Source organism: Cellulomonas fimi (genome assembly GCF_028583725.1).
GTDB lineage: Bacteria > Actinomycetota > Actinomycetes > Actinomycetales > Cellulomonadaceae > Cellulomonas > Cellulomonas fimi_B.
Genome location: NZ_CP110680.1, coordinates 842,324 through 861,320, shown reverse-complemented (window position 1 = coordinate 861,320; position 18,997 = coordinate 842,324). Strand labels below are relative to the sequence as shown.

Here is an 18,997-nt window from a genome sequence, read left to right as displayed (position 1 = left end):
GGCCCGGCGACGCGTCAGGCGCCCTGCTCGTCCTTCTGGCAGCGGTTCGTCACGACCATCACGGGGCAGTCCGAGTGGTGCAGCACCGCCTGGCTCGTCGACCCGAGCAGCAGGCCGGCGAACCCGCCCCGCCCACGCGACCCGACGACGATGAGGTCGGTCGCGACGGAGAACTCCGTGAGGAGCTCGGCGCCGCCGCCGTCGAGCGCGTGCCGCTTCACGACGACCTCGGGGTGCTCGAGCAGCGCGCGGTCCACGACCACGTTGAGCCCCTCGGCGACGTCCTTGAGCACCTGGTCGTGGTCGACCGTGTCGGGCAACCACGCGAGCACCCCGCTGAGCGAGCTGGCCGGCACGCCGGCGACGGCGTGCACCTCCGCGCCCCAGGCCGCGGCCTCGGTGATCGCGTACGCCAGCGCCCGCTCGGCCTGCGGCGACCCGTCGACGCCGACGACGATCCGGCGGACGGGCTTGACCGCGGGCAGCGCGGCGTCGTCGGCGAGAGCACGGCCCCCCTCCCGGAGCGGGACGACGACCGTCGGGCAGAAGGCGTGCGCCGGCAGCGCGGACGACACCGTGCCGAGCAACCGGTCCGCGAAGCCGCCACGGCCCCGGGTCCCGACGACCGCGAGCCGGGCGCGGTGCGACATCTCGACCAGCACGCCCGCGGCGTCCCCGGTCTGCACGGTCGCGGTGACCGGCACACCGGAGGCGGCGACCCGGGCCGACGCCTCGGCGAGCACCGCCTTCGCGCCCTGCTGGATCGCGGTGTCGTCGAGCGCCGCGTAGCCGCCGTCGAGGGACGCGGCCGTGAACGACGGCAGCGAGTACGCGCACACGAGCTGGAGCCCCCAGCCGCGGACCGAGGCCTCGGCGGCCGCCCAGTCCAGCGCGTGCAGGCTGGCGGCCGAACCGTCCAGCCCCACGAGCACCACGTCGTCCCGCACCATCGGGGCCTCCCGTCCTCGCCGCGCGACCGCTGCGTCGCGCGCCGTCCGGCGTCGGATCCTCACCCAGGTCCAGTGTGGCCCCCGGGATCACCGCCGCGCTCCCAGGAGACGGCAGCGATACCGTAGTTTGACACATGCTTGACCCGGGAACCTGCACGGACCGCCCGGAACCGGCGCACGTGCCCGCTCGCCGGCACGTCCCTGTCAGGACCGGACGTACGCGGCCCACAACGGCTCGGTGCGCACCGCCGCCGACCCGAACGTCACCGACCACCGCGGCGCGCGGGGCAGGAACGGCAGCTCCCACCCGATCTCGTGCAGCAGCCGGTCGGCCTTGCGGTGGTTGCACCGGACGCAGGCCGCGACGACGTTCGTCCACTCGTGCCGGCCGCCGCGCGAGCGCGGGTGCACGTGGTCGACGGTGTCGGCCCCGCCGCCGCAGTACGCGCACCGGTGGCCGTCGCGCTGCAGGACGGTGCGGCGCGTCGGTGGCACGGGCCGGCGCACGGGCACGTGGACGTACCGCGTCAGGCAGAGCACGACCGGCAGCGGCACGGCCGTGTGCTCGGAGTGCAGCAGGCGGCCGTCGGTCTCGAGCACCGTCGCCTTGCCGCTCATGACGAGCAGCACCGCCCGACGCAGGCTCACGATGCACAGCGGTTCCATGCTCGCGTTCAGCAGCAGCGAGCGGGCGCCGGACGACAGCGCCGACGGGATCGCCCGGGTAGCGGGCGGGGCGGTGACGGTACGCGCGCTCGCGCCGACCGTCCCGCCCCCCTCGGGGGCGAGGGCAGTTGTCTCGGTCAGCACGGCGTCCTCCCGACCTCACGGGTCGGACCGGCTGGCTGCCGGCCCGGCGAAGCAACAGCGTGGTGCGCGACCAGCGTACGCGGCGACCTGGACACGGCCATCGGACGTCGGCGCGCGGCGCGGGTGAACGCCCGGACGACAGTCCACGACGACGGACCCGCCCCCGTCGCCCTCACACGCCACGACGAGCCGGACGACGCCCTGGGGGAACGACGAGGCCCCGACGACGCGGACGTCGTCGGGGCCTCGGTGAAGCCGTTCTCGGTGTCAGCCGACCCGCAGGAAGACCGGCGAGGACTGCCAGATCGCGCGGAACTGGACCGTCTTGCCGGGGCGCGGCGAGTCGATCTGCTGGTTGCCACCGGCGTAGATCGAGATGTGGCCGGGGCTCCAGATGAGGTCACCCGGCTGCGCCTGGTCGCGGGAGATGACGGTCGCGGCCGCCTTGATGCCCGACGACGTGCGCGGCAGGGAGACGCCGAGCTGCGCGTAGACGTACGAGACGAAGCCCGAGCAGTCGAAGCCGGCGGGCGAGGAGCCACCGGAGACGTACGGGGTGCCCACGTAGCGGGCGGCGATCTCGAGGACCGCGTTGCCGGCCACCGACTGCGGGATCGGCGCGTTGGTGGTCGCCGCGGCGGGCGTCGCCGTGCGGGCCGCCGTGCGCGACGTGGTCGTCGCCGTGGCGCGGCGCGTCTCCGGCGGAGGCGTCGGCTTGACGGCCGTGACGGTCGGGGCGTCGAAGGTCCACGCGGCCTCGGCCGGGGAGCTGACGACGGGGGACGTGTTGAGCACGGCACGCGCGGACGCGGTCAGTGCTGCGGTGTCGACGGAGTTCAGGGCTCCGGCCGCCGAGCTGTCCGACGCGGCGCCCGCGGGGGCACCGATCATCGTGACGACGAGGCCGGAGGACGCGGCGACGACGGCCGTACGGCGGCCGACGGTGCCCATCTGCTCCGATGCGGCCGAAGCGAGCTCGGTCAGGGGCGTCGAGGGACGACGCGCAGACCGGTGCCGGGCGCGGGTGGTGCTCACGGTCACTAGGTGCCTCTCCTGTCGCCTGCGAGGTGAGCTGTCGGGTTCGAGTGGGAGAACACTCGGCGTCGGCGGCGGTCCTGCTGCCACCTCGGCTTCACCCCAAGGTCACCGTCTCCGGTGGACCACAAAACGTGGGTCCCCCGCCCCTGCCGGCGGTTCGTACGGACCTCGGGGCGGCGGCAGGGTTCGGCGTTCCGCTCGAGGGCTTCGCGGAGGAGGGTTCCTTGAAGCAGGTCGAACGTACAGGAGCCTTCCCGTGATTGTCACGTTCCGATCACGAAGAGATACGGCTCCTGTTGGACGGTTGTCCGGCGCGCCAGCGCAACACGCCGGGGCGACCTGGGACGACGGCATCCCGGCCGTGGGAGCGCGCACACGCGCAGGTGGTCGATCTCACCCGCGGGTGGACGGGACGTGTCGCGGGAGGGCCGCGCACGGCCCTCCCGCGGTCAGCGCGTGCCGACGAAGATGTGCCGCGCCACGTCGTCGGGCAGGTCGAGCACGGTGGCCGAGCCCGGCACCGCGACGGTCACGACGCCGTCGCCCCGCTCGACGTCGATCTCGCTGCCCGGGCGCACGCCCGCGTCGGCGAGCCGGCTCAGCAGCTCGACGTCGACCTGCAGCGGCTCCGCGATGCGCGCGACGACCGCGCGTCCGCCGTCCTGCCCCAGCGCGGGCGAGACCGCCGTCAGCGGCGTCACCCCGTCGAGGAACTCCTCGCGCGTGACCTCCTCGCCGATCTCCGCGAGCCCCGGGATGGGGTTGCCGTACGGGTCGAAGTGCGGGTGGTCGAGCAGCGACGCGAGCCGCTTCTCGACGCGCTCGCTCATCACGTGCTCCCAGCGGCACGCCTCCTCGTGGACGTACGGCCACTCCAGGCCGATGACGTCCGTGAGCAGGCGCTCGGCGAGCCGGTGCTTGCGCATGACGCGCACCGCCTTCGCGTGGCCGTCGGGCGTGAGCTCGAGGTGCCGGTCGCCCGTGACCACCACGAGGCCGTCGCGCTCCATGCGCGCGACGGTCTGCGAGACCGTCGGCCCCGAGTGACCCAGGCGCTCCGCGATGCGCGCCCGCAGCGGGGTGCGCCCTTCCTCGGTGAGCTCGTAGATCGTCTTGAGGTACATCTCCGTCGTGTCGATCAGGTCGCTCACCGCTACGCCTCCCGCATCAGTCCGTGCCGTGGCGGGTGACGACCGCCCGGACGCTGGGGACAGGTTAGTTGGTCGGTCCGACCGTCCGGGGCCGTGACCGCCTATCCTCGGGCCGTGCCTGACGTTCGCGACGCCCCGCCCGCGGTGACGATCCCCGCGCACCTCCTGCCGCGCGACGGCCGGTTCGGCTCCGGTCCGTCGAAGATCCGGCCCGAGCAGCTCGACGCGCTCGCGCGCACCGGCTCCGCGGTCCTCGGCACGTCCCACCGCCAGGCGCCCGTCCGGCAGGTCGTGGCACGCGTGCGCGCGGGCGTCTCCGCGCTGTTCGGGCTGCCCGACGGGTACGAGGTCGTGCTCGGCAACGGCGGGTCCACCGCGTTCTGGGACGTCGCGACGCTGTGCCTCGTCGAGCGCCGCAGCGCGCACGCGACGTTCGGCGAGTTCGGCGCCAAGTTCGCCACCGCGGCGGCGCGCGCGCCGTTCCTCGACGAGCCCGTCGTCACGACCGCCGCACCGGGCCGGGTCGCGGTGCCCGCGTTCGTCGACGACGTCGACGTGTACGCGTGGCCGCACAACGAGACGTCGACCGGTGTCGTCGCCCCCGTCCGCCGGGTCCCCGGCTCGCGCGAGCAGGGCGCGCTCGTCGTGGTGGACGGCACGTCGGGCGCCGGCGGGCTCGCGGTGGACGTAGCGCAGACCGACGCGTACTACTTCGCGCCGCAGAAGTCCTTCGCGTCCGACGGCGGCCTCTGGCTCGCGTGCCTCTCCCCCGCCGCCGTCGAGCGCGCGGCCCGGCTCGAGTCGGGCGACCGCTGGGTGCCGGAGTTCCTGTCGCTCACCACGGCCGTCACGAACTCACGGCTCGACCAGACGCTCAACACCCCCGCGATCGCGACGCTCCTGCTGCTCGCCGACCAGCTCGACTGGATCCTCGGCCAGGGCGGGCTCGCCTGGGCGGCGCAGCGCACGGCGACCTCCGCGGGCCACCTCTACGGGTGGGCCGAGTCGCGCGACTGGGCGACCCCGTTCGTGCCCGAGCCGGACGCGCGCTCGTCGGTGGTCGGCACGATCGACCTCGACCCCGAGATCGAGGCCGCGACCGTCGCGAAGGTCCTGCGCGCGCACGGCGTCGTCGACGTCGAGCCGTACCGCAAGCTCGGCCGCAACCAGCTCCGCGTCGCGATGTACCCCGCGGTCGACCCCGAGGACGTCCTCGCGCTCACGGCCTGCATCGACCACGTCGTCGAGCAGCTGTCCTGACGACGGGCGCCGCCCGCACCGCGCACGGCGCACGCGCGACGAGGCCCGCCCCGCGAGAAGCGGAGCGGGCCTCGTCGTCGACGGCCCCGGGACCGGTCCCCTCCGACCGACCCCGGCGTCGCGTCAGGCCGCCTCGTGCCGGCGGCGGACCAGCGTCACGGCGGTGACGGCACCCGCACCCACGACGAGCAGGCCGGCACCGGCCCACAGCAGCGGCGCGGTGTTGCTGCCCGTGGCGGACAGGACCTGGTTCGACGCCAGGACGGCCTCACCGGGCGGGTTGGTGGCGCAGTTCGGGCTCGACGGCGGGTAGGCGACGGTCGTCGTCATCTCCGGGTTGACCGCGAAGTTCACGCTCACCGACGGGCGGACCCAGTCGAACTCGTCACCCTCGACCCACGAGCCGTCGGACAGCTGGCTCCAGCCGGGCCAGTCGGCCCCCTTGCCGTCGGGGCCGACCACCGCGCCGGGCCACAGGACCGTGCCCGACAGCGGCAGGCCGGACTGCACGACGTCCGGGCCGCCGGGGTTGACCCACGTGATCGTCACGGTGGTGTTCGGCGTGCCGTTCGGCACGACCGCGTACCGCAGCTTCGGCACGTCGTTGTCGCAGATCGGCGTCAGCACGGACACCGTCAGGTCGCACGGCAGCGGGGCGCCGTACTCGTCGGTGTCGCCCTCGCAGCCGTACAGCGGGCCCGACGGCTCCTGCGTGGGCGCGGAGGGCTCCTGCGACGGGTACACCTCCGCCTGGGCCACGGCGGGGACGCCCAGGGCGGCCGCCGCCACCAGCAGCGCGGTGGCACATGCCCGGATGACCTTGCTCATGACCTTGCTCCCTCGATGGGCAGAACGGACAATTCGTGCTCATCCTCCCCCGCCCGGTCCGGCGCACCCCAGGGGAAGATCGGGTGATTTCGGACAATCACCCGGTCGCGCGCGCCCAGCACGGTCCTGGTCACCCGCGCGGGTGAGCGGGCGTCAGCGGTCGGCGCCGGGACAGGTCGCCGCGACGCTGCCCGGGCTCGTCAGGCTGGGCGTCGTCCACACGCTGAGGCGGCCGTCGCGCACCGGGACCTCGAACCGGTAGGTCGCCCGGCCGCCCGGGTCGAGCCGCGAGCCGGCGACGGTGACCGGCCGCCCGGCGACCGTCGCGGACCTGCCGCCGACGACGCCCTGGTCCGTCACGAGACCCTGCGGGGCACCGCCGACGGGCCCGTAGAGCGTGATGCTCGTGGCGAGCGACCCCACGGGCACCACGCCGCTCGTGCCGGTGACGTTCTCGGGGAACGACGCGACGTCGGCCGGCGGGTCGTACGCGAGGTCGAGGCGCACCGTCGCGGACGGCTGCGCGCCCGTGCAGCGCAGCTCCTCGACCGTGAGCGTCGGGCGCAGGTAGTAGTCGAGCTTGCCCGCGGTGCCGTCGTTGAGGAACACGCCCGCGGCGTCGTCGAACGGTCCCGACAGGAAGGCGCCGCCGAGCGCCGTCGCGAGGAGCCGCTCCTGCTCCGCGGGGTGGGCCGACCAGACCCGGATCCGGCCCTCCTCCCCGGCGTCCGCGGCCACCTCCACGAGGCCGCGCACGTCCCCGCCGCCGGAGCCGAGCGCGCCGAAGATCGTCGACGCCACGTCCGCGAAGAACGAGTCCGCGGCGCGCAGGTCGGGGTACCGCAGGTAGGCGTCGTGCAGCAGCGTCGCGAGCAGGGTGTCGGCGTCGAGCGTCGTGCCGCCCGGCTCCGTGACCGGGCCGACCTCGCGCAGGAGCGCCGCGACCGCGACGGGGTCCGTCGCGACAACACCGTCGACGGCGCCGCCCACGTCCTGCTGCCAGCGCGCCGCCAGCAGCTGCGCCGAGCGCGGGAAGTCCGGCGTCATGACCGCGTTCTGCACGAACCGGCCGAGACCCGGGCCCTCGACGGCGAGCTCCTCCTCGGTGAGCGGCAGGACCGGCTCCGCGAGCCCCTTGAGCTCGTCCGTGCTGCGCTGGTCGACGAGCGAGAGCGCACCGTCGTCCGCGCGGATCACGGCGAGGCTGCCGACGATCCCGCCCGCCGTGCGGAGCTCGGCGCTGTTGAGCGCCGCCACCAGGTAGGTGCGCGGCCCCTCGCTCCCGAGCATCGGCGGCAGCATGGTCGCCGCCTGGGCACCCGCGTCGAGCGCGCCCGCGACCTGCGCGAGGCCGTCGCGGGCCTCCTCGACCGGGCTCACCAGCGGTCCGACGAGCTCCGTGGTGTCGATGCGCGCGACGTCGGCCGACGCGGTGCGCGCCACGGCGGCGGCGTCGACGAGGTCCGGTGCCGCGGCGACGAACGGCTCGAGGTCGATGCGGCCGTCCGCGCCCCGGATGCTCGTCCCGTCGCCCAGCAGGTCCGTGACGGTCGTCGCGGCGGGCAGCGCGCCCGTCGAGACGTCGTCGAGCGCCGCGGACACCGTGCTCACGGCCACGAGCTGCGGCCCGACCCGCGGCAGGTGCTCCGCGAGCCGCCACACCGGGTCCGACGACGACGCGTGCGCGCGCCCGGTCGCGTCCTGGATCTGCGGCAGCGCCGCCTCGAGGGTCCGGGTGTCGCCGTCGTCGAGCGCGCCGCGCACGTCGGAGACCGCGTCCTTGGCGTCGGTGAGGGCGTTCACCGTCTGGACCGCACGGAACGCCAGCCAGCCCGCGAGCAGCAGGACCACCGCGAGCAGGACGACGAGCACGACCACGACGCGGCCCGTGATCCGACGACGCCGTGCACGCCGGTCGCGGGCGGCCGCGGCCGGGTCGGCGGCGGCCGGTGCCGACGCGTCGCCGGCCGGGGACGGCGCGCCGCCGGTCGGCCCGTCGTCGTCGGCCCCGGAGCCGCGCGGGTCGGCAGCGCCGGCCGAGGTCCCCTCCGGACCGGGGCCTGGGGCGCCGACGTGCGTGCTCACCCGGCGATCGTGACATGCCGGACGAACCGCCCGACACGATCACCCGGTGGATTCACCCGGCCGCCCCGCAGCCGGCTCGGACGCCGACGGTGTCAGGCGACCGAGCGCGTGTTGGTCGCCTGGTCGGTGCCCAGGCGCAGCGCGGTCTCCGAGCGCGGCGTCGGCACCTCGTCGGCCGGGTCCGGGTGCAGCACCTGGAGGTGGGGGCGGGCGCGCCACCGGTAGCGGACCTGCACGTGCCACGCGCGGCGGGCCCACAGGGCGGCGCCGGTCGCGACCAGCAGCGCGGTGATCGAGCCGATGCCGACCGACCAGCGCGGGCCGAACGTCTCGCCGATCCAGCCGACGATCGGCGACCCGACGGGCGTCGCCCCGAGGAACACCATCATGTACAGCGCCATGACGCGGCCGCGCACGGCAGGGTCGGTGCTGAGCTGGATGGTCGCGTTGGCGGCCGTCATCATCGTCAGCGACGCGAGACCGACGGGGATCGCCGAGATCGCGTACGTCAGGTACGTCGGCATGAGCGCCATGACGCCGGTCGCGATGCCGAACGCGAACGCGGCGCCGATGACGAGCCGCACGCGCGGCCGCTCGCGTCGGGCGGCGAGCAGGGCACCCGTCAGCGAGCCGATCGCGAGGACCGAGCCGAGGATGCCGTACTCCCCCGCGCCGCGGCCGAACTCGGTGCGCGCCATCATCGCGGACGTCATCTGGAAGTTGAGGCCGAACGTCGAGATCACGCAGACGACGACCATGATCACGAGGATGTCGCTGCGCCCCCGCACGTAGCGGATGCCCTCGCGGATCTGGCCCTTCGCGCGCGGGACGGTCGGCATGCGGCGCAGCTCGCTCGTGCGCATCCGGGTCAGCGAGAAGATCGTCGCCGCGAACGTCACCGCGTTGATGACGAACACCCAGCCGGTGCCGACGAAGGCGATGAGCAGCCCCGCGACGCCCGGGCCGATCAGGCGCGCCGCGTTGAACGAGGCGCTGTTGAGGCCGACCGCGTTGGACAGCTGGTTCGTGGGCACGAGCTCCGCGACGAACGTCTGGCGCACCGGCCCGTCGATCGCGGCGACGACGCCCAGCAGCCCCGCGAAGACGTAGACGTGCCACAGCTCGGCGTGCCCGGACAGCACGAGCGCACCCAGCCCGGCCGCGAGCACGCCCTGGCCGACCTGCGTGGCGACGAGCAGCTTGCGCCGGTCGACGCGGTCCGCGAGCAGCCCCGCCCACGCGGACAAGAACAGCACGGGCGCGAACTGCAGGGCCGTGGTGATGCCGACCGCGACGCCGGACTCGTCGGACAGCTGGGTCAGGACCAGCCAGTCCTGGGCGACGCGCTGCATCCAGGTGCCCACGTTCGCCACCAGGGCCCCCGCGAACCACAACCGGTAGTTGCGGTGCTGGAGCGAGGAGAACGTGGGACTCATGAGGCGGCGATCCTCCGCAGGAGCTCGGCGGCGTCGGCGAGGAGCTGACGCTCCTCCTTGGTCATGCCCTTGAGGCGTTCGGTCAGCCAGGCGTCCCGGCGGCGTCGCGTCTCGACGACCTCCGCCTTGCCGGCGTCCGTGAGGGTGACGACGACCTGGCGGCCGTCCGTGGGGTGCTCGGCCTTCTGCACCAGACCGAGCTCGACGAGGGAGTTGACGGTGCGCGTCATGCTCGGCGGCTGGATGCGCTCCGCCTCGGCGAGCTGGCCCGGCGTCATCGGGCCGTCCTTGGCGAGCCAGGCGAGCACCGTGAACTGCGGGTCGGTGAGGCCCTGGGCACCACGCTCGGCACGGATCCGTCGCGACGCCCGACCGACGGCGATGCGGAGCTCTCCGGCGAGAGCGGGGGCGGTGGGCATGGTGATTACTCTAACTCATTACCTTGCGTAATGAGTGGTGGCGCGCACGTTCGCGGAGGACGAACCGTGACGTCCGGGGACGAGCCGGACAGGCGGGCTCAGGTCCGGTCAGCCCAGGAAGACCTGCGAGCAGGTGAGGGTGTCGTCGGCCTCGCGTGCGCACGCGATCCCCACCGACGTCAGCCCCGGGTCGAGGAGGTTCGCGCGGTGGCCCGGCGACCCGAGCCACGCGTCGACGACCTCCTGCGCAGGCGCCGCACCCCGGCTCAGGTTCTCCGCCGCGACCGACACCGCGCACGCCGCCATGACGTCGTCCATCGGCGCGTGGGTCAGGTCGGGGGCGCCGACCAGCGCGTCCGCCCGCAGACCGGCCTGCTCCGCGGCGCACCCGGACCAGGCCAGCGTCGGCAGGCCCTCGTCCGCCCGGGCCACGTTCGTCGCCGTGACGAGCCGCTGCGCGTACGCCCCCGGCGCCTCGTCGGCCGACCACGGCGCCCGCGGATCGACCGATGCCGCGGGCGGGGACGGCGTCGCCGCCGACGCCTCCTGCGACCCCGGCGTCATGCCGTCCGTGCGCGTCGCGAACCACGCGGCCACCGTCAGGACCGCCAGCAGCAGGCCCACGGCGACGAGCACCCAGCCCCACCGCGCCGACGACGCGGGAGCCGGCCTGTCGTCGGACCGACCCGGCGCCCCACCCGTCGTCGGACCACCCGTCACCGGGTCACCGTAACGGCCGCACCGGCCGCCCGACCGTCAGGGGCGGCCGAGCGCCCGGTACGTCCACCCGGCCGCACGCCAGCGCGCCGGGTCCAGCACGTTGCGGCCGTCGAGGATCCGCCGGTGCGCCACGACCGACGCGAGCGCGTCCGGGTCGAGGTCCCGGTACTCCTGCCACTCCGTCGCCAGCAGCACGACGTCCGCGTCGACCGCCGCCTCCAGCGCCGTCGCCGCGAACTTCATCTCCGGCCACTTCGCCTGCGCGTTGCCGATCGCCTGCGGGTCCGTGAGCGTCACGTGCGCACCCTGCAGCTGCATCTGCGCCGCGACCGACAGCGCCGGCGAGTCGCGCACGTCGTCGCTGTCCGGCTTGAACGACGCCCCCAGCACCGCGACCCGGCGACCCACGATCGACCCGTGGCACACCTCGCGCGCCAGGTCCACCATGCGCACCCGACGCCGCATGTTGATCGAGTCGACCTCGCGCAGGAACGTCAGCGCGTCGCTCACGCCCAGCTCCCCCGCGCGCGCCATGAACGCCCGGATGTCCTTCGGCAGGCAGCCGCCGCCGAAGCCCAGGCCCGCGTTGAGGAACCGCCGGCCGATGCGCGCGTCGTACCCGATCGCGTCCGCCAGACGCGTCACGTCCGCACCCGTCGCCTCGCACAGCTCCGCCATCGCGTTGATGAACGAGATCTTCGTCGCGAGGAACGAGTTCGCCGCGACCTTCACCAGCTGCGCCGTCGCGTAGTCCGTCACCACCAGCGGCGTGCGGTCCGCGAGCGGCGTCGCGTACACCTCGTCCAGCAGCGCCTTCGCCGCGTCGCCCTCCGCCGTCGGCACGCCCTCGTCGTCCGTCGGCAGGCCGTAGACGAGGCGGTCCGGGTGCAGCGTGTCCTTCACCGCGAAGCCCTCGCGCAGGAACTCCGGGTTCCACACGAGCGTCGCGCCCGTGCCCGCGAGCCGGTCCGCCAGGTTCTCCGCCGTGCCCACCGGCACCGTCGACTTCCCCGCGACCACGTCGCCGCCCGACAGGTACGGCTTGAGCGCCTCGAACGCCGACTCCACGTACGACAGGTCCGCCCGGAACTCGCCGTGCACCTGCGGCGTCCCCACGCACAGGAAGTGCACCTGCGCACCCGCCGCGTCCGCCATGTCCGTGCTGAACGTCAGCCGGCCCGTCGCCTTCGTCTCCGTCAGCAGCTCCGGCAGGCCGGGCTCGAAGAACGGCGCCTCGCCCGCCTCCAGCGCCGCGACCTTGCGCGGGTCGACGTCGATGCCGATCACCTCGTGGCCGAGCTTGGCCATGCAGGCGGCGTGGACGGCGCCGAGGTAGCCGCAGCCGATGACGGAGATGCGCACAGGAGTCCCCCTGGGAAAGAACGGCGGTGTGTCCGGTCACGCTAGCGCCCGGAGTCACCGCCAGACGCCGGGCAATCGGGTGTAATCGTGCAAGACCGGGTGAATCCGGCGAGTCCGGCGCTCGACGCAGGGCATCTCGAACGGCTTCGACGATGACGTCAGGGCTGCCGGCCACCGCCGGACCCGAGCGAACCCTGTCGACGGCCGGCGCCCCCGGTGCGTCGTGCGGCGCAGGACGAGGTCGCGAGCGTCAACCGCCCGGACGGCGCGGCCGCCCTCCGACGACGGAGCGTCGCGACGGTCGACCGACGACGTCACGCAATTCCGCGTGCCGCCCCGTGCAATCCCTCGAGAACACCGGACAGCCGCGAGGTGATCACGTCCCGCTCCTCGACGGCATCGGCGAACGAACGGTCGGCGAGCATTTTCCGTGCCTCGTCGAAACTCCACCAACGGGGTTTGCGGGAGAATGCACTGAGGTAGTCCGCGTACTTGGCGTCCGGCTCCTGGGTCCGCGACGCAAATCGGACGAGAATCGCCGGCACCGATGTCGCATTCGCGACGACGAGGCCGTGGAGACTCGACGTGACCACGAGATCTGATCGCGCGGCGCGTGTCGCCACCTCGAGCGGGGACCGCGAAGGGGCGACGACCTCACAACCGTCCGCCACAAGTCGCGCCAGCTGCGATCTCCCCGCAGCGGACCCATAGGTCCGGAAATGCGGGATGACGACGACCCCGCGGCGGCGCCCGTTGCGCGGGACGAGGTCGGAGACGGCGAGGCCCGGGTCTCCGAGCGGCACACCGGCGGGCAGGCGCAAGAAGTCCCGAGTGAGCTCGCCCCTGACAGCAAGGATCCGCGCAGGGTCGACGGCCGCGGTGGAGGGGTCACGGCGGAACTCGCGCGCTCCGGAGCCGAAGACCTGACCCTCGGGGTTGACCCCGAGAAATCGCTCCGCGACCGAGCCGATTCCGACGAGCGAGGCGGAGCTGCTCGGCGCCCATCGGACGCGTCGGCCCGTGAAATACTCCACGACGAGGCGGCTCAGCTCGTCCCCGAAGTTGCGCGGCACGGAACGGGCGGCGAATCCCAGCCTCATCCAGGCCCCCGGGTTCGCACGCATCTCGTCTGCGAAGGCACGCCCTTCGCGTCCAGGCGCCCACCAATAGAGAGAGATCGGACTCACTTGCAGTTGTCTCCCGCGGCGGAACGGACCTTGCTGCCGATCGTACAGCTCGCCGGAGCCGCCGCGACGTTCGCGTGCTGGGCGGTCGTGTCAATCGTCGCCGACAATCGCACCGAGTCTGCAGCTGCTACAGCGCTCGCCGTCGCCTCCGTCGTGGCGGTCGTCGTTTCTCTGGGTATCCCGCCAATGCTGCCCACGGAGGCCAGAGAACGCGCCACGGGCTCGGGAACCAGCGTCACGGCAACGATCTGCGCGGCGGTTTCGTGCGGCATGTGCCTCAGCGGGCTCGTGGTGGCGGCTTTTCCGGGGCGGGCGGTGCTGGCGCTGACGCTCGGGCAGGCAGGGCTGCTCTCGCTGAGCACGTTGGTCCAGGTCGTCGCACGACTCCGCAACGCACCGCGGCAGATGGTCGTGGCCGCGTTGCCGCCGCTGGTCCTTCCCGCAGGGACCGCCCTCACGTCGGCCCTCGGTGGCGGGCTCCGCCTCGGCGCGCTGGGGACGTGCGCTGCCGGCGTCGCGGTGGCGATCGTCGTCGCCCGGCCGTACCTGCGGCACTCGAGGTCCCCGCGACCGCACGCGCTGAAGCGGCAGCTCGGGCGGTCGCTCCTGCTCGTCCCTCATCTCGTCGCCTTCGCCATCATCGTCCAGGGACTTCGGCTCTCCGGAGCTGTCATCGCGAACGGCGCAGTCCCGGTGCCGCTGCACCATCTCGCCCTCGCCGCCGGCGTCGCGACGACCGTCCTTGCCAGCGTCCACGGGCTACTGACAGTCGACGTGCAGCTCGCCGGCGAGGACGACCTGACGAGTGCCGTGACCCGCGCCGGGCGGCGGTACGCGGCGCTCGGCGCGGGCTGCGGGGCGCTTGTCCTGCTCGGAGTCGCGCTTCTGCCGATCGCCCTCCCCGAGGCGCGCCACCCCGACCTCGACGTCCAGCTCATGCTGGCGGCCGTCTTCCCGGCGATGACCGCCTACTACGCGACGAGTGCAGGTCTGCTCCGCCGAGGTTCGACCGCCCAGATCTCCGCCACCTCGATCATCGTGGCCGCCGTGCTGCTGTCGTCGTCGGTCGCACTCCACGGTGACGTCGTGCGTCTCGCGGTCGGACTGTTCCTCGTCGCCGCACTCGCGCTGGCTCCCGTCGCGTGCCTGCTCGGGCTGTGGACCCGAGCGCTGGAGCCCGCTGTGACGGCGCGCCTCGCCGCGCCGTCCTACGCCGTTGCTCTGGCGGCGGCCGTCGTCGCCGTCACAGCGTGATCGTCCGACGCGTGAGCGATGTCGCCGTCACCCGCCGAGGTGCTCATCGCCCCGTCGAGGAAACCCACGACGACGAAGACCATCGGGAGGAGCACCCCGGCGAGGAGGCTCCAGCCTGTACCGCCCAGCAGGGCGAGTGCGGGCAAGAACGCCACGAGGGCGCGCGACGCATCACCGGCGGGACCTCGGCTCCGCAGTCGCGGCAGCGCGCGCACGGCCGCAGCTGCGAGCGGAAGGGCGAGGGCGGCCGCACCGACCCAGCCGAGCTCAGCCGCAGCGAGCAGCCCGACGTTGTGCACGGGCACACCCGACCCCGTGAGCGCGTCGACCGCTCCTCCGGCTGAGACGTAGTGGTTCGGTCCCACGCCCCACACAGGCTCCTGCCGAATGACGTCACCGGCGACGACCGCAAGGTGACGGCGGGCGTCGCCTTCTCCGTCGTCGGCGAGTCGGCCACTGAGGGCGACGACGGCGACGCCGGTCGCCGCGATCACCCCCCATGTCGCGACGACCTTCCACGCCACACGCTGTCGCGTGCCCGGGAGCAGCGCGAGCCAGGTCACCAGGATCGCCAGGAACCCGAAGACGGCGGCTCGTCCGCCCGTGAGGAGGAGGAGCCCCAGAGCCGCCACGAGGACGACCGCGATCCGCCGACGCCCGCGGAGATCCATGGCGGGTGCCAGCGCCAGCACGAGCACGACCAGGAGCACGACCAGCCGACCGAGGATGTTCGGGTGGTCGAGGGTTCCGTTGAACCGGCCTTCCATGAGGACTGCCTGGACGCTGGACATCGGGTTGATGGCGATGCCCGCCGTCTGAGCGAGCACGACGAACGCCTCGGCGACCACGATCAGGGAGACGGTGAACAGCAGGACCCGACGCGCCCCCGCGGTGACGCGCATGCCGGTCCGGAAACCGATCAACCAGGCCGCCGGGGCGAGCAGCAGATGACCGACGCCCGACCATGCTGCAGCGTCGACGTCCCATGCGAACGCCGTGCCGACGGCCATCCAGACGATGAACGGCAGCCACACAGCGGATCTGCGAGGGAGCCCCGACCCGAGCACCAGGAGCGCGGCCCCACCGACGACGAGGATGCCGTACGTCGCGACTGCGGGTACGGCGGGAGCGATCCCGACATGGCCCGCGGGACCCGTCGAGGTCAGGAACCGCGGGATGATGCTGGAGACGACGAGAGCGAGGGCCATGATGACGGCCGCGAGTCCCGTCTTCTTCGTAGCAGCGCCCACTGCCCAGATCGAGAGCACCACGATCGCCAGCGCGGTCAGCGTCATCCGGCTGCCCAACCGTCCACGGAGGCGAGCGCGGCCCGCAGCTGGTTCGAGACGGCATCGCGGCCGTGCTGACGCGCGTGCCAGTCGCGTGCACGGTCCGCGATCTCGGCCGCGGTCCGGGGGTCGGAGATCAGCCGCGAGACGTGCGCGGCCCACTCGGACGGGAGGTCGGCGACGAGCGTCTCGCGCAGATGCTCGACACCTGCCCCGCGCGCCACCACAGGACTCACGACGGTCGGAACTCCCAGGCTCATCGCCTCGATCATCTTCATCTGCACACCGGTCGCCATGCGCACCGGCACCACGACGACCTGCGCGGCCCGGTAGTAGGGGGCGACCGTGGGGACGCGGCCCCGGATCCGGACGTCGTCGGCGCTGCGCCGTCGCAGGGCACGGCGGGGTGCGTCGCCGACGACCTCCAGCCGGATGCCGGGGTGAGCCTGGCGGAGAAGCGGCCAGACGCGGTCGATGAACCAGCACGCGGCATCGTGGTTGGCGCCGTAGCTCATCCGACCGACGAACGCGACGGTCGGCCCGTCCGGACCGTCGCCTCCGCGCCGGCCGGGGTCCGTCGAGCCGGACAGAGCGTGCACCGAGCGCACGAGGTGCACGTTGGGTGCCTCGGGCCGCAGGTCGGCCGCGCTCGACACGAGCACGGCGTCGAAGCTCGAGACGATGCTCCGCTCTCGACGCGCCATGCGCCCCGACTCCACGTGACCGAGCAGCCGCCGCAACGAGGTCGTCCCTCGGTCTGCCATCTGCGCGTAGTACTCGCTCCGGAACTCGTCGAGGTCGATGAGCCTGATGCGAGCGCCCGTCACGTCGGCGAGTCCCGCTGTCCTCAGGACGTTGCACATCACGGCGTCGGGCTTCGTGTCCTCGGCGACGCGCTGCACGGTACGACGCAGGCGCACGGAACCGACGTAGGCCTCCTGGAGCGAACGGCGGGACCACACCGCGAGGCCAGCACGCGCGAGGCCTCCGAGGCGCCCGACTCGCACACCGACACGCCGATGGACGGGTACGGACTCGAGCGCACGTTCGTCCTCGGTCGACCACGTCGCCGCCACGAGGGTGACCTCGTGCTCCGCCGCCAGCCGCTCGATGAGGTACAGGCTCCGAGGGCGCATCGGCCCGGGCACCCAGGGCGTCACGACGAGGACTCTCATCGTGCGACTCCGACGAGGCGCGCGGCGGAGGCTGCGAGACGCGAGGCGTGCCGGTCCAGGTAGGTTCCGTACCCGCGCCGGTAGTGCGTCGACTTTCCTGCCGGCCCGGTGCTGGTGCTCTCGAAGTGCAAGACCTCGACGTCACGGAGCAGCATCACGCGGAACCCGAGGTCTCGGACACGCAGGCAGAGGTCGACGTCCTCGAAGTACAGGAAGTAGTCCTCGTCGAACCCGCCGACCGCATCGAACACCTCGCGACGCACGGCCAGACAGCACCCGGAGACCCAGTCCAGCTCGATGGGCGGTCCGGCCTGCATCGAGAGCCCCAGCTCACGACTTCCTCCGCCCACGACGCCGGTCGCGAGGATCCGTTGCCGGAGACGACGCGGCACCAGCCGATCCAGACCGAGCGACGCGAGCGTCTCCTTCACGAGGGACGGTCGAGCCCCTCCTGAGACGAGCGGCTCGCCCGACGGGGAGACCGCCCGCACGCCGACCACGCCTGTGCGAGGGTCTCGCACGCCGTCGACGAGGGCCCGCACCGCCTCGCGGTCGACGATGCAGTCCGGGTTCACGAGGACGACGGCGTCCGCATCCGGCACGAGCGCTGCGGCGCGGTTGACGCCCGCACCGAACCCACGGTTGGTCCCGTCCGTCGCCACGCGGACGACGTCGGTCATCGTGCCGTCGAGGACGTCGCCCGCGGGCAGGTCCGGCGAGTTGTCCCACACGACCACCTCGTCGACGCCGCTCGACGCCAACGCGTCGAGACACGCCCGCAGCGTCGACTCCGAGCGGTAAGCGACGACGATGGCGGCCGTCCTCACGGCTGCTCCCTGAGCGCCCGGACGAAGTCCTCGGCCGTTCGGTGCCAGTCCCCTCGTGCCACGACGTGCGCCGCGCCAGCCGAGCCGAGCCGGGTCGCGAGGTCTTCGTCGCGCCAGAGCGCCAGGAGAGCCGCAGCGAGCTGCGCAGGGTCGTCTCGCACGAGCGCATGCACTCCGTCCTCGATCGCGAGCGGCTCGGCGGCCGTGCTGTTGAGCACGACGGGTGCCCCGCAGCGCATGGCGCGCACGGCCTTCAGCAGGACTCCGGCGTCGACCAACGAGATCGCGATCGTCGCGTCCGCCGCGAAGAACTCGTCGTCGAAGTCGGGGACCGCGCCGACGACGTCGACGTTCGCGCTCGACCGTGCCACGAGATCGGCCGGCGGCCCGGCGCCGACGATCCGCAGCCGTGCCGTGCTGCACGCCGCCGAGAGGTGCGGCATGACCTCGTCGACCAGGTAGCGCGCGGCCCTCGCATTCGCGTCGCGCCACATGGCGCCGGCGAACACGAACGTCGGCGCATCCGTCCGGCGGTGTGTCCATGCCACGTCCGGGCGATCCACCCCGAGCCTGAGCAGTACCGGTTCACGCGTCGCCGGCGCGATCTGCCGGACGTCGCGTTCGGAGAGCGCGAACGCCTGGCGGGCACGCCCGAGTGCTCGGCGCTCGAGCGCGGCAACCCGGACCGCCTCGACGCGTCGGTAGGCGCGCTCTGCACCGTGGGTGGCTCGTGCTCGCTGGCTGAAGACCGTCGAGCTGACGTCGTGCAGCGTGATCGACCAACGGTCGTCAGGCTGGCTCAACGCGGCGCCGAACGTCTGCAGGTATTCGAAGTGCGTCCTGTCGGGCACCAGCATGCGGCGCAGCCGGCCGAACTCCGCGTCGTTCGCTCGCCCCCAGTCCTTGCGAACTGCTGCGGGCAACACCCCGAGGTGTCGGCTCGGTGCCGTCGACGGACGCACCCCGCCGTGCACGACGTAGCCCTCGGCGGAGCGTGGTGTCGCTCCAGGGGCGTAGACGTGCAGCTCGACGAGGGTCGCGAGCGCTGCGAGAAACGGTCGCCCCACGTCGTCGGCCGCGTGCTGGTGCACGACCGCCGGATCGTAGGGAGTGGCGAGCAGGACGCGCACAGTCAGGCCGTCTCGCCCGAGGTCCGGGGCGCGACCGCGTGCGCGACGTGTCGGCGGCCCGTCCCGCCGTGCCAGG

General features: G+C 73.5%; 17 protein-coding genes and 1 riboswitch. Of the genes, 2 read left to right on the top strand and 15 right to left on the bottom strand.

The features are described from left to right. Positions 1 to 14: 14 nt before the first annotated feature. From OOT42_RS03905 to OOT42_RS03890, 4 genes are all read right to left on the bottom strand, one after another. Entirely contained in the window at positions 15 to 950 is a 936-nt protein-coding gene (locus OOT42_RS03905; protein ID WP_273653644.1) for a universal stress protein, read from the bottom strand. 204 nt (positions 951 to 1,154) lie between these two features. Continuing rightward, positions 1,155 to 1,760, bottom strand: coding sequence for an HNH endonuclease (locus OOT42_RS03900; RefSeq protein ID WP_273653643.1), 606 nt, complete (start codon positions 1,758 to 1,760; stop codon positions 1,155 to 1,157). A gap of 267 nt (positions 1,761 to 2,027) precedes the next feature. Then, the gene (locus OOT42_RS03895; RefSeq protein WP_273653642.1) at positions 2,028 to 2,801 is read right to left on the bottom strand and encodes a C40 family peptidase; all 774 of its coding nucleotides are present in this window, start codon (positions 2,799 to 2,801) and stop codon (positions 2,028 to 2,030) included. Positions 2,802 to 2,803: 2 nt separating this feature from the next. After that, a riboswitch (cyclic di-AMP (ydaO/yuaA leader) is annotated at positions 2,804 to 3,000 on the bottom strand. 247 nt (positions 3,001 to 3,247) lie between these two features. Next, a complete protein-coding gene (locus OOT42_RS03890; protein ID WP_273653641.1) occupies positions 3,248 to 3,949 on the bottom strand; it encodes a metal-dependent transcriptional regulator in 702 nt (233 codons plus the stop codon). 114 nt (positions 3,950 to 4,063) lie between these two features. Here OOT42_RS03890 and serC point away from each other — a divergent pair, with 114 nt between their 5' ends. Beyond that, positions 4,064 to 5,209 carry a phosphoserine transaminase gene (gene serC, locus OOT42_RS03885; protein ID WP_273653640.1) on the top strand — a complete coding sequence of 382 codons (1,146 nt, stop codon included), beginning with the start codon at positions 4,064 to 4,066 and terminating at the stop codon, positions 5,207 to 5,209. A 123-nt stretch (positions 5,210 to 5,332) separates the two neighbouring features. On the opposite strand, the gene OOT42_RS03880 is transcribed toward serC, so the two are convergent. The 7 genes from OOT42_RS03880 to OOT42_RS03850 all read right to left on the bottom strand — a co-directional run bounded on the left by OOT42_RS03880 (position 5,333) and on the right by OOT42_RS03850 (position 13,159). Then, positions 5,333 to 6,037 (bottom strand): peptidase, encoded by a 705-nt coding sequence (locus OOT42_RS03880; protein WP_273653639.1) that lies wholly within the window; start codon positions 6,035 to 6,037, stop codon positions 5,333 to 5,335. A gap of 153 nt (positions 6,038 to 6,190) precedes the next feature. Next, positions 6,191 to 8,122 carry a DUF4012 domain-containing protein gene (locus OOT42_RS03875; protein WP_273653638.1) on the bottom strand — a complete coding sequence of 644 codons (1,932 nt, stop codon included), beginning with the start codon at positions 8,120 to 8,122 and terminating at the stop codon, positions 6,191 to 6,193. 92 nt (positions 8,123 to 8,214) lie between these two features. Continuing rightward, on the bottom strand, positions 8,215 to 9,558 hold the full coding sequence (locus tag OOT42_RS03870; RefSeq protein ID WP_273653637.1) for an MFS transporter: 1,344 nt from the start codon (positions 9,556 to 9,558) through the stop codon (positions 8,215 to 8,217). Further along, positions 9,555 to 9,977 carry a MarR family winged helix-turn-helix transcriptional regulator gene (locus tag OOT42_RS03865; RefSeq protein ID WP_273653636.1) on the bottom strand — a complete coding sequence of 141 codons (423 nt, stop codon included), beginning with the start codon at positions 9,975 to 9,977 and terminating at the stop codon, positions 9,555 to 9,557. Before OOT42_RS03865 ends, OOT42_RS03870 begins: the two co-directional genes overlap by 4 nt. Positions 9,978 to 10,085: 108 nt before the next feature. Continuing rightward, a complete protein-coding gene (locus OOT42_RS03860) occupies positions 10,086 to 10,697 on the bottom strand; it encodes a CAP domain-containing protein (RefSeq protein WP_273653635.1) in 612 nt (203 codons plus the stop codon). 36 nt (positions 10,698 to 10,733) lie between these two features. Beyond that, a complete protein-coding gene (locus OOT42_RS03855; RefSeq protein ID WP_273653634.1) occupies positions 10,734 to 12,059 on the bottom strand; it encodes a UDP-glucose dehydrogenase family protein in 1,326 nt (441 codons plus the stop codon). A 314-nt stretch (positions 12,060 to 12,373) separates the two neighbouring features. Then, complete coding sequence (locus tag OOT42_RS03850) at positions 12,374 to 13,159, bottom strand: polysaccharide pyruvyl transferase family protein (protein ID WP_273653633.1); 786 nt, start codon at positions 13,157 to 13,159, stop codon at positions 12,374 to 12,376. Between the two features lie 117 nt (positions 13,160 to 13,276). Between OOT42_RS03850 and OOT42_RS03845 the strand changes: the two genes are divergently transcribed. Then, positions 13,277 to 14,500, top strand: a complete 1,224-nt coding sequence (locus tag OOT42_RS03845; protein ID WP_273653632.1) for a hypothetical protein — start codon at positions 13,277 to 13,279, stop codon at positions 14,498 to 14,500. Here OOT42_RS03845 and OOT42_RS03840 read toward each other — a convergent pair. The 4 genes from OOT42_RS03840 to OOT42_RS03825 are packed head-to-tail and all read right to left on the bottom strand — an operon-like array spanning position 14,455 to position 18,921. Beyond that, positions 14,455 to 15,795, bottom strand: coding sequence for an O-antigen ligase family protein (locus OOT42_RS03840; RefSeq protein ID WP_273653631.1), 1,341 nt, complete (start codon positions 15,793 to 15,795; stop codon positions 14,455 to 14,457). The two genes, OOT42_RS03845 and OOT42_RS03840, sit on opposite strands and share 46 nt — an antisense overlap. Continuing rightward, positions 15,792 to 16,964 carry a glycosyltransferase gene (locus tag OOT42_RS03835; RefSeq protein WP_273653630.1) on the bottom strand — a complete coding sequence of 391 codons (1,173 nt, stop codon included), beginning with the start codon at positions 16,962 to 16,964 and terminating at the stop codon, positions 15,792 to 15,794. The genes OOT42_RS03840 and OOT42_RS03835 overlap by 4 nt, the downstream gene beginning before the upstream one ends. Next, a complete protein-coding gene (locus OOT42_RS03830; RefSeq protein ID WP_273653629.1) occupies positions 16,961 to 17,791 on the bottom strand; it encodes a glycosyltransferase family 2 protein in 831 nt (276 codons plus the stop codon). Before OOT42_RS03830 ends, OOT42_RS03835 begins: the two co-directional genes overlap by 4 nt. After that, a complete protein-coding gene (locus OOT42_RS03825) occupies positions 17,788 to 18,921 on the bottom strand; it encodes a glycosyltransferase (RefSeq protein ID WP_273653628.1) in 1,134 nt (377 codons plus the stop codon). Before OOT42_RS03825 ends, OOT42_RS03830 begins: the two co-directional genes overlap by 4 nt. Positions 18,922 to 18,997 lie beyond the last annotated feature (76 nt).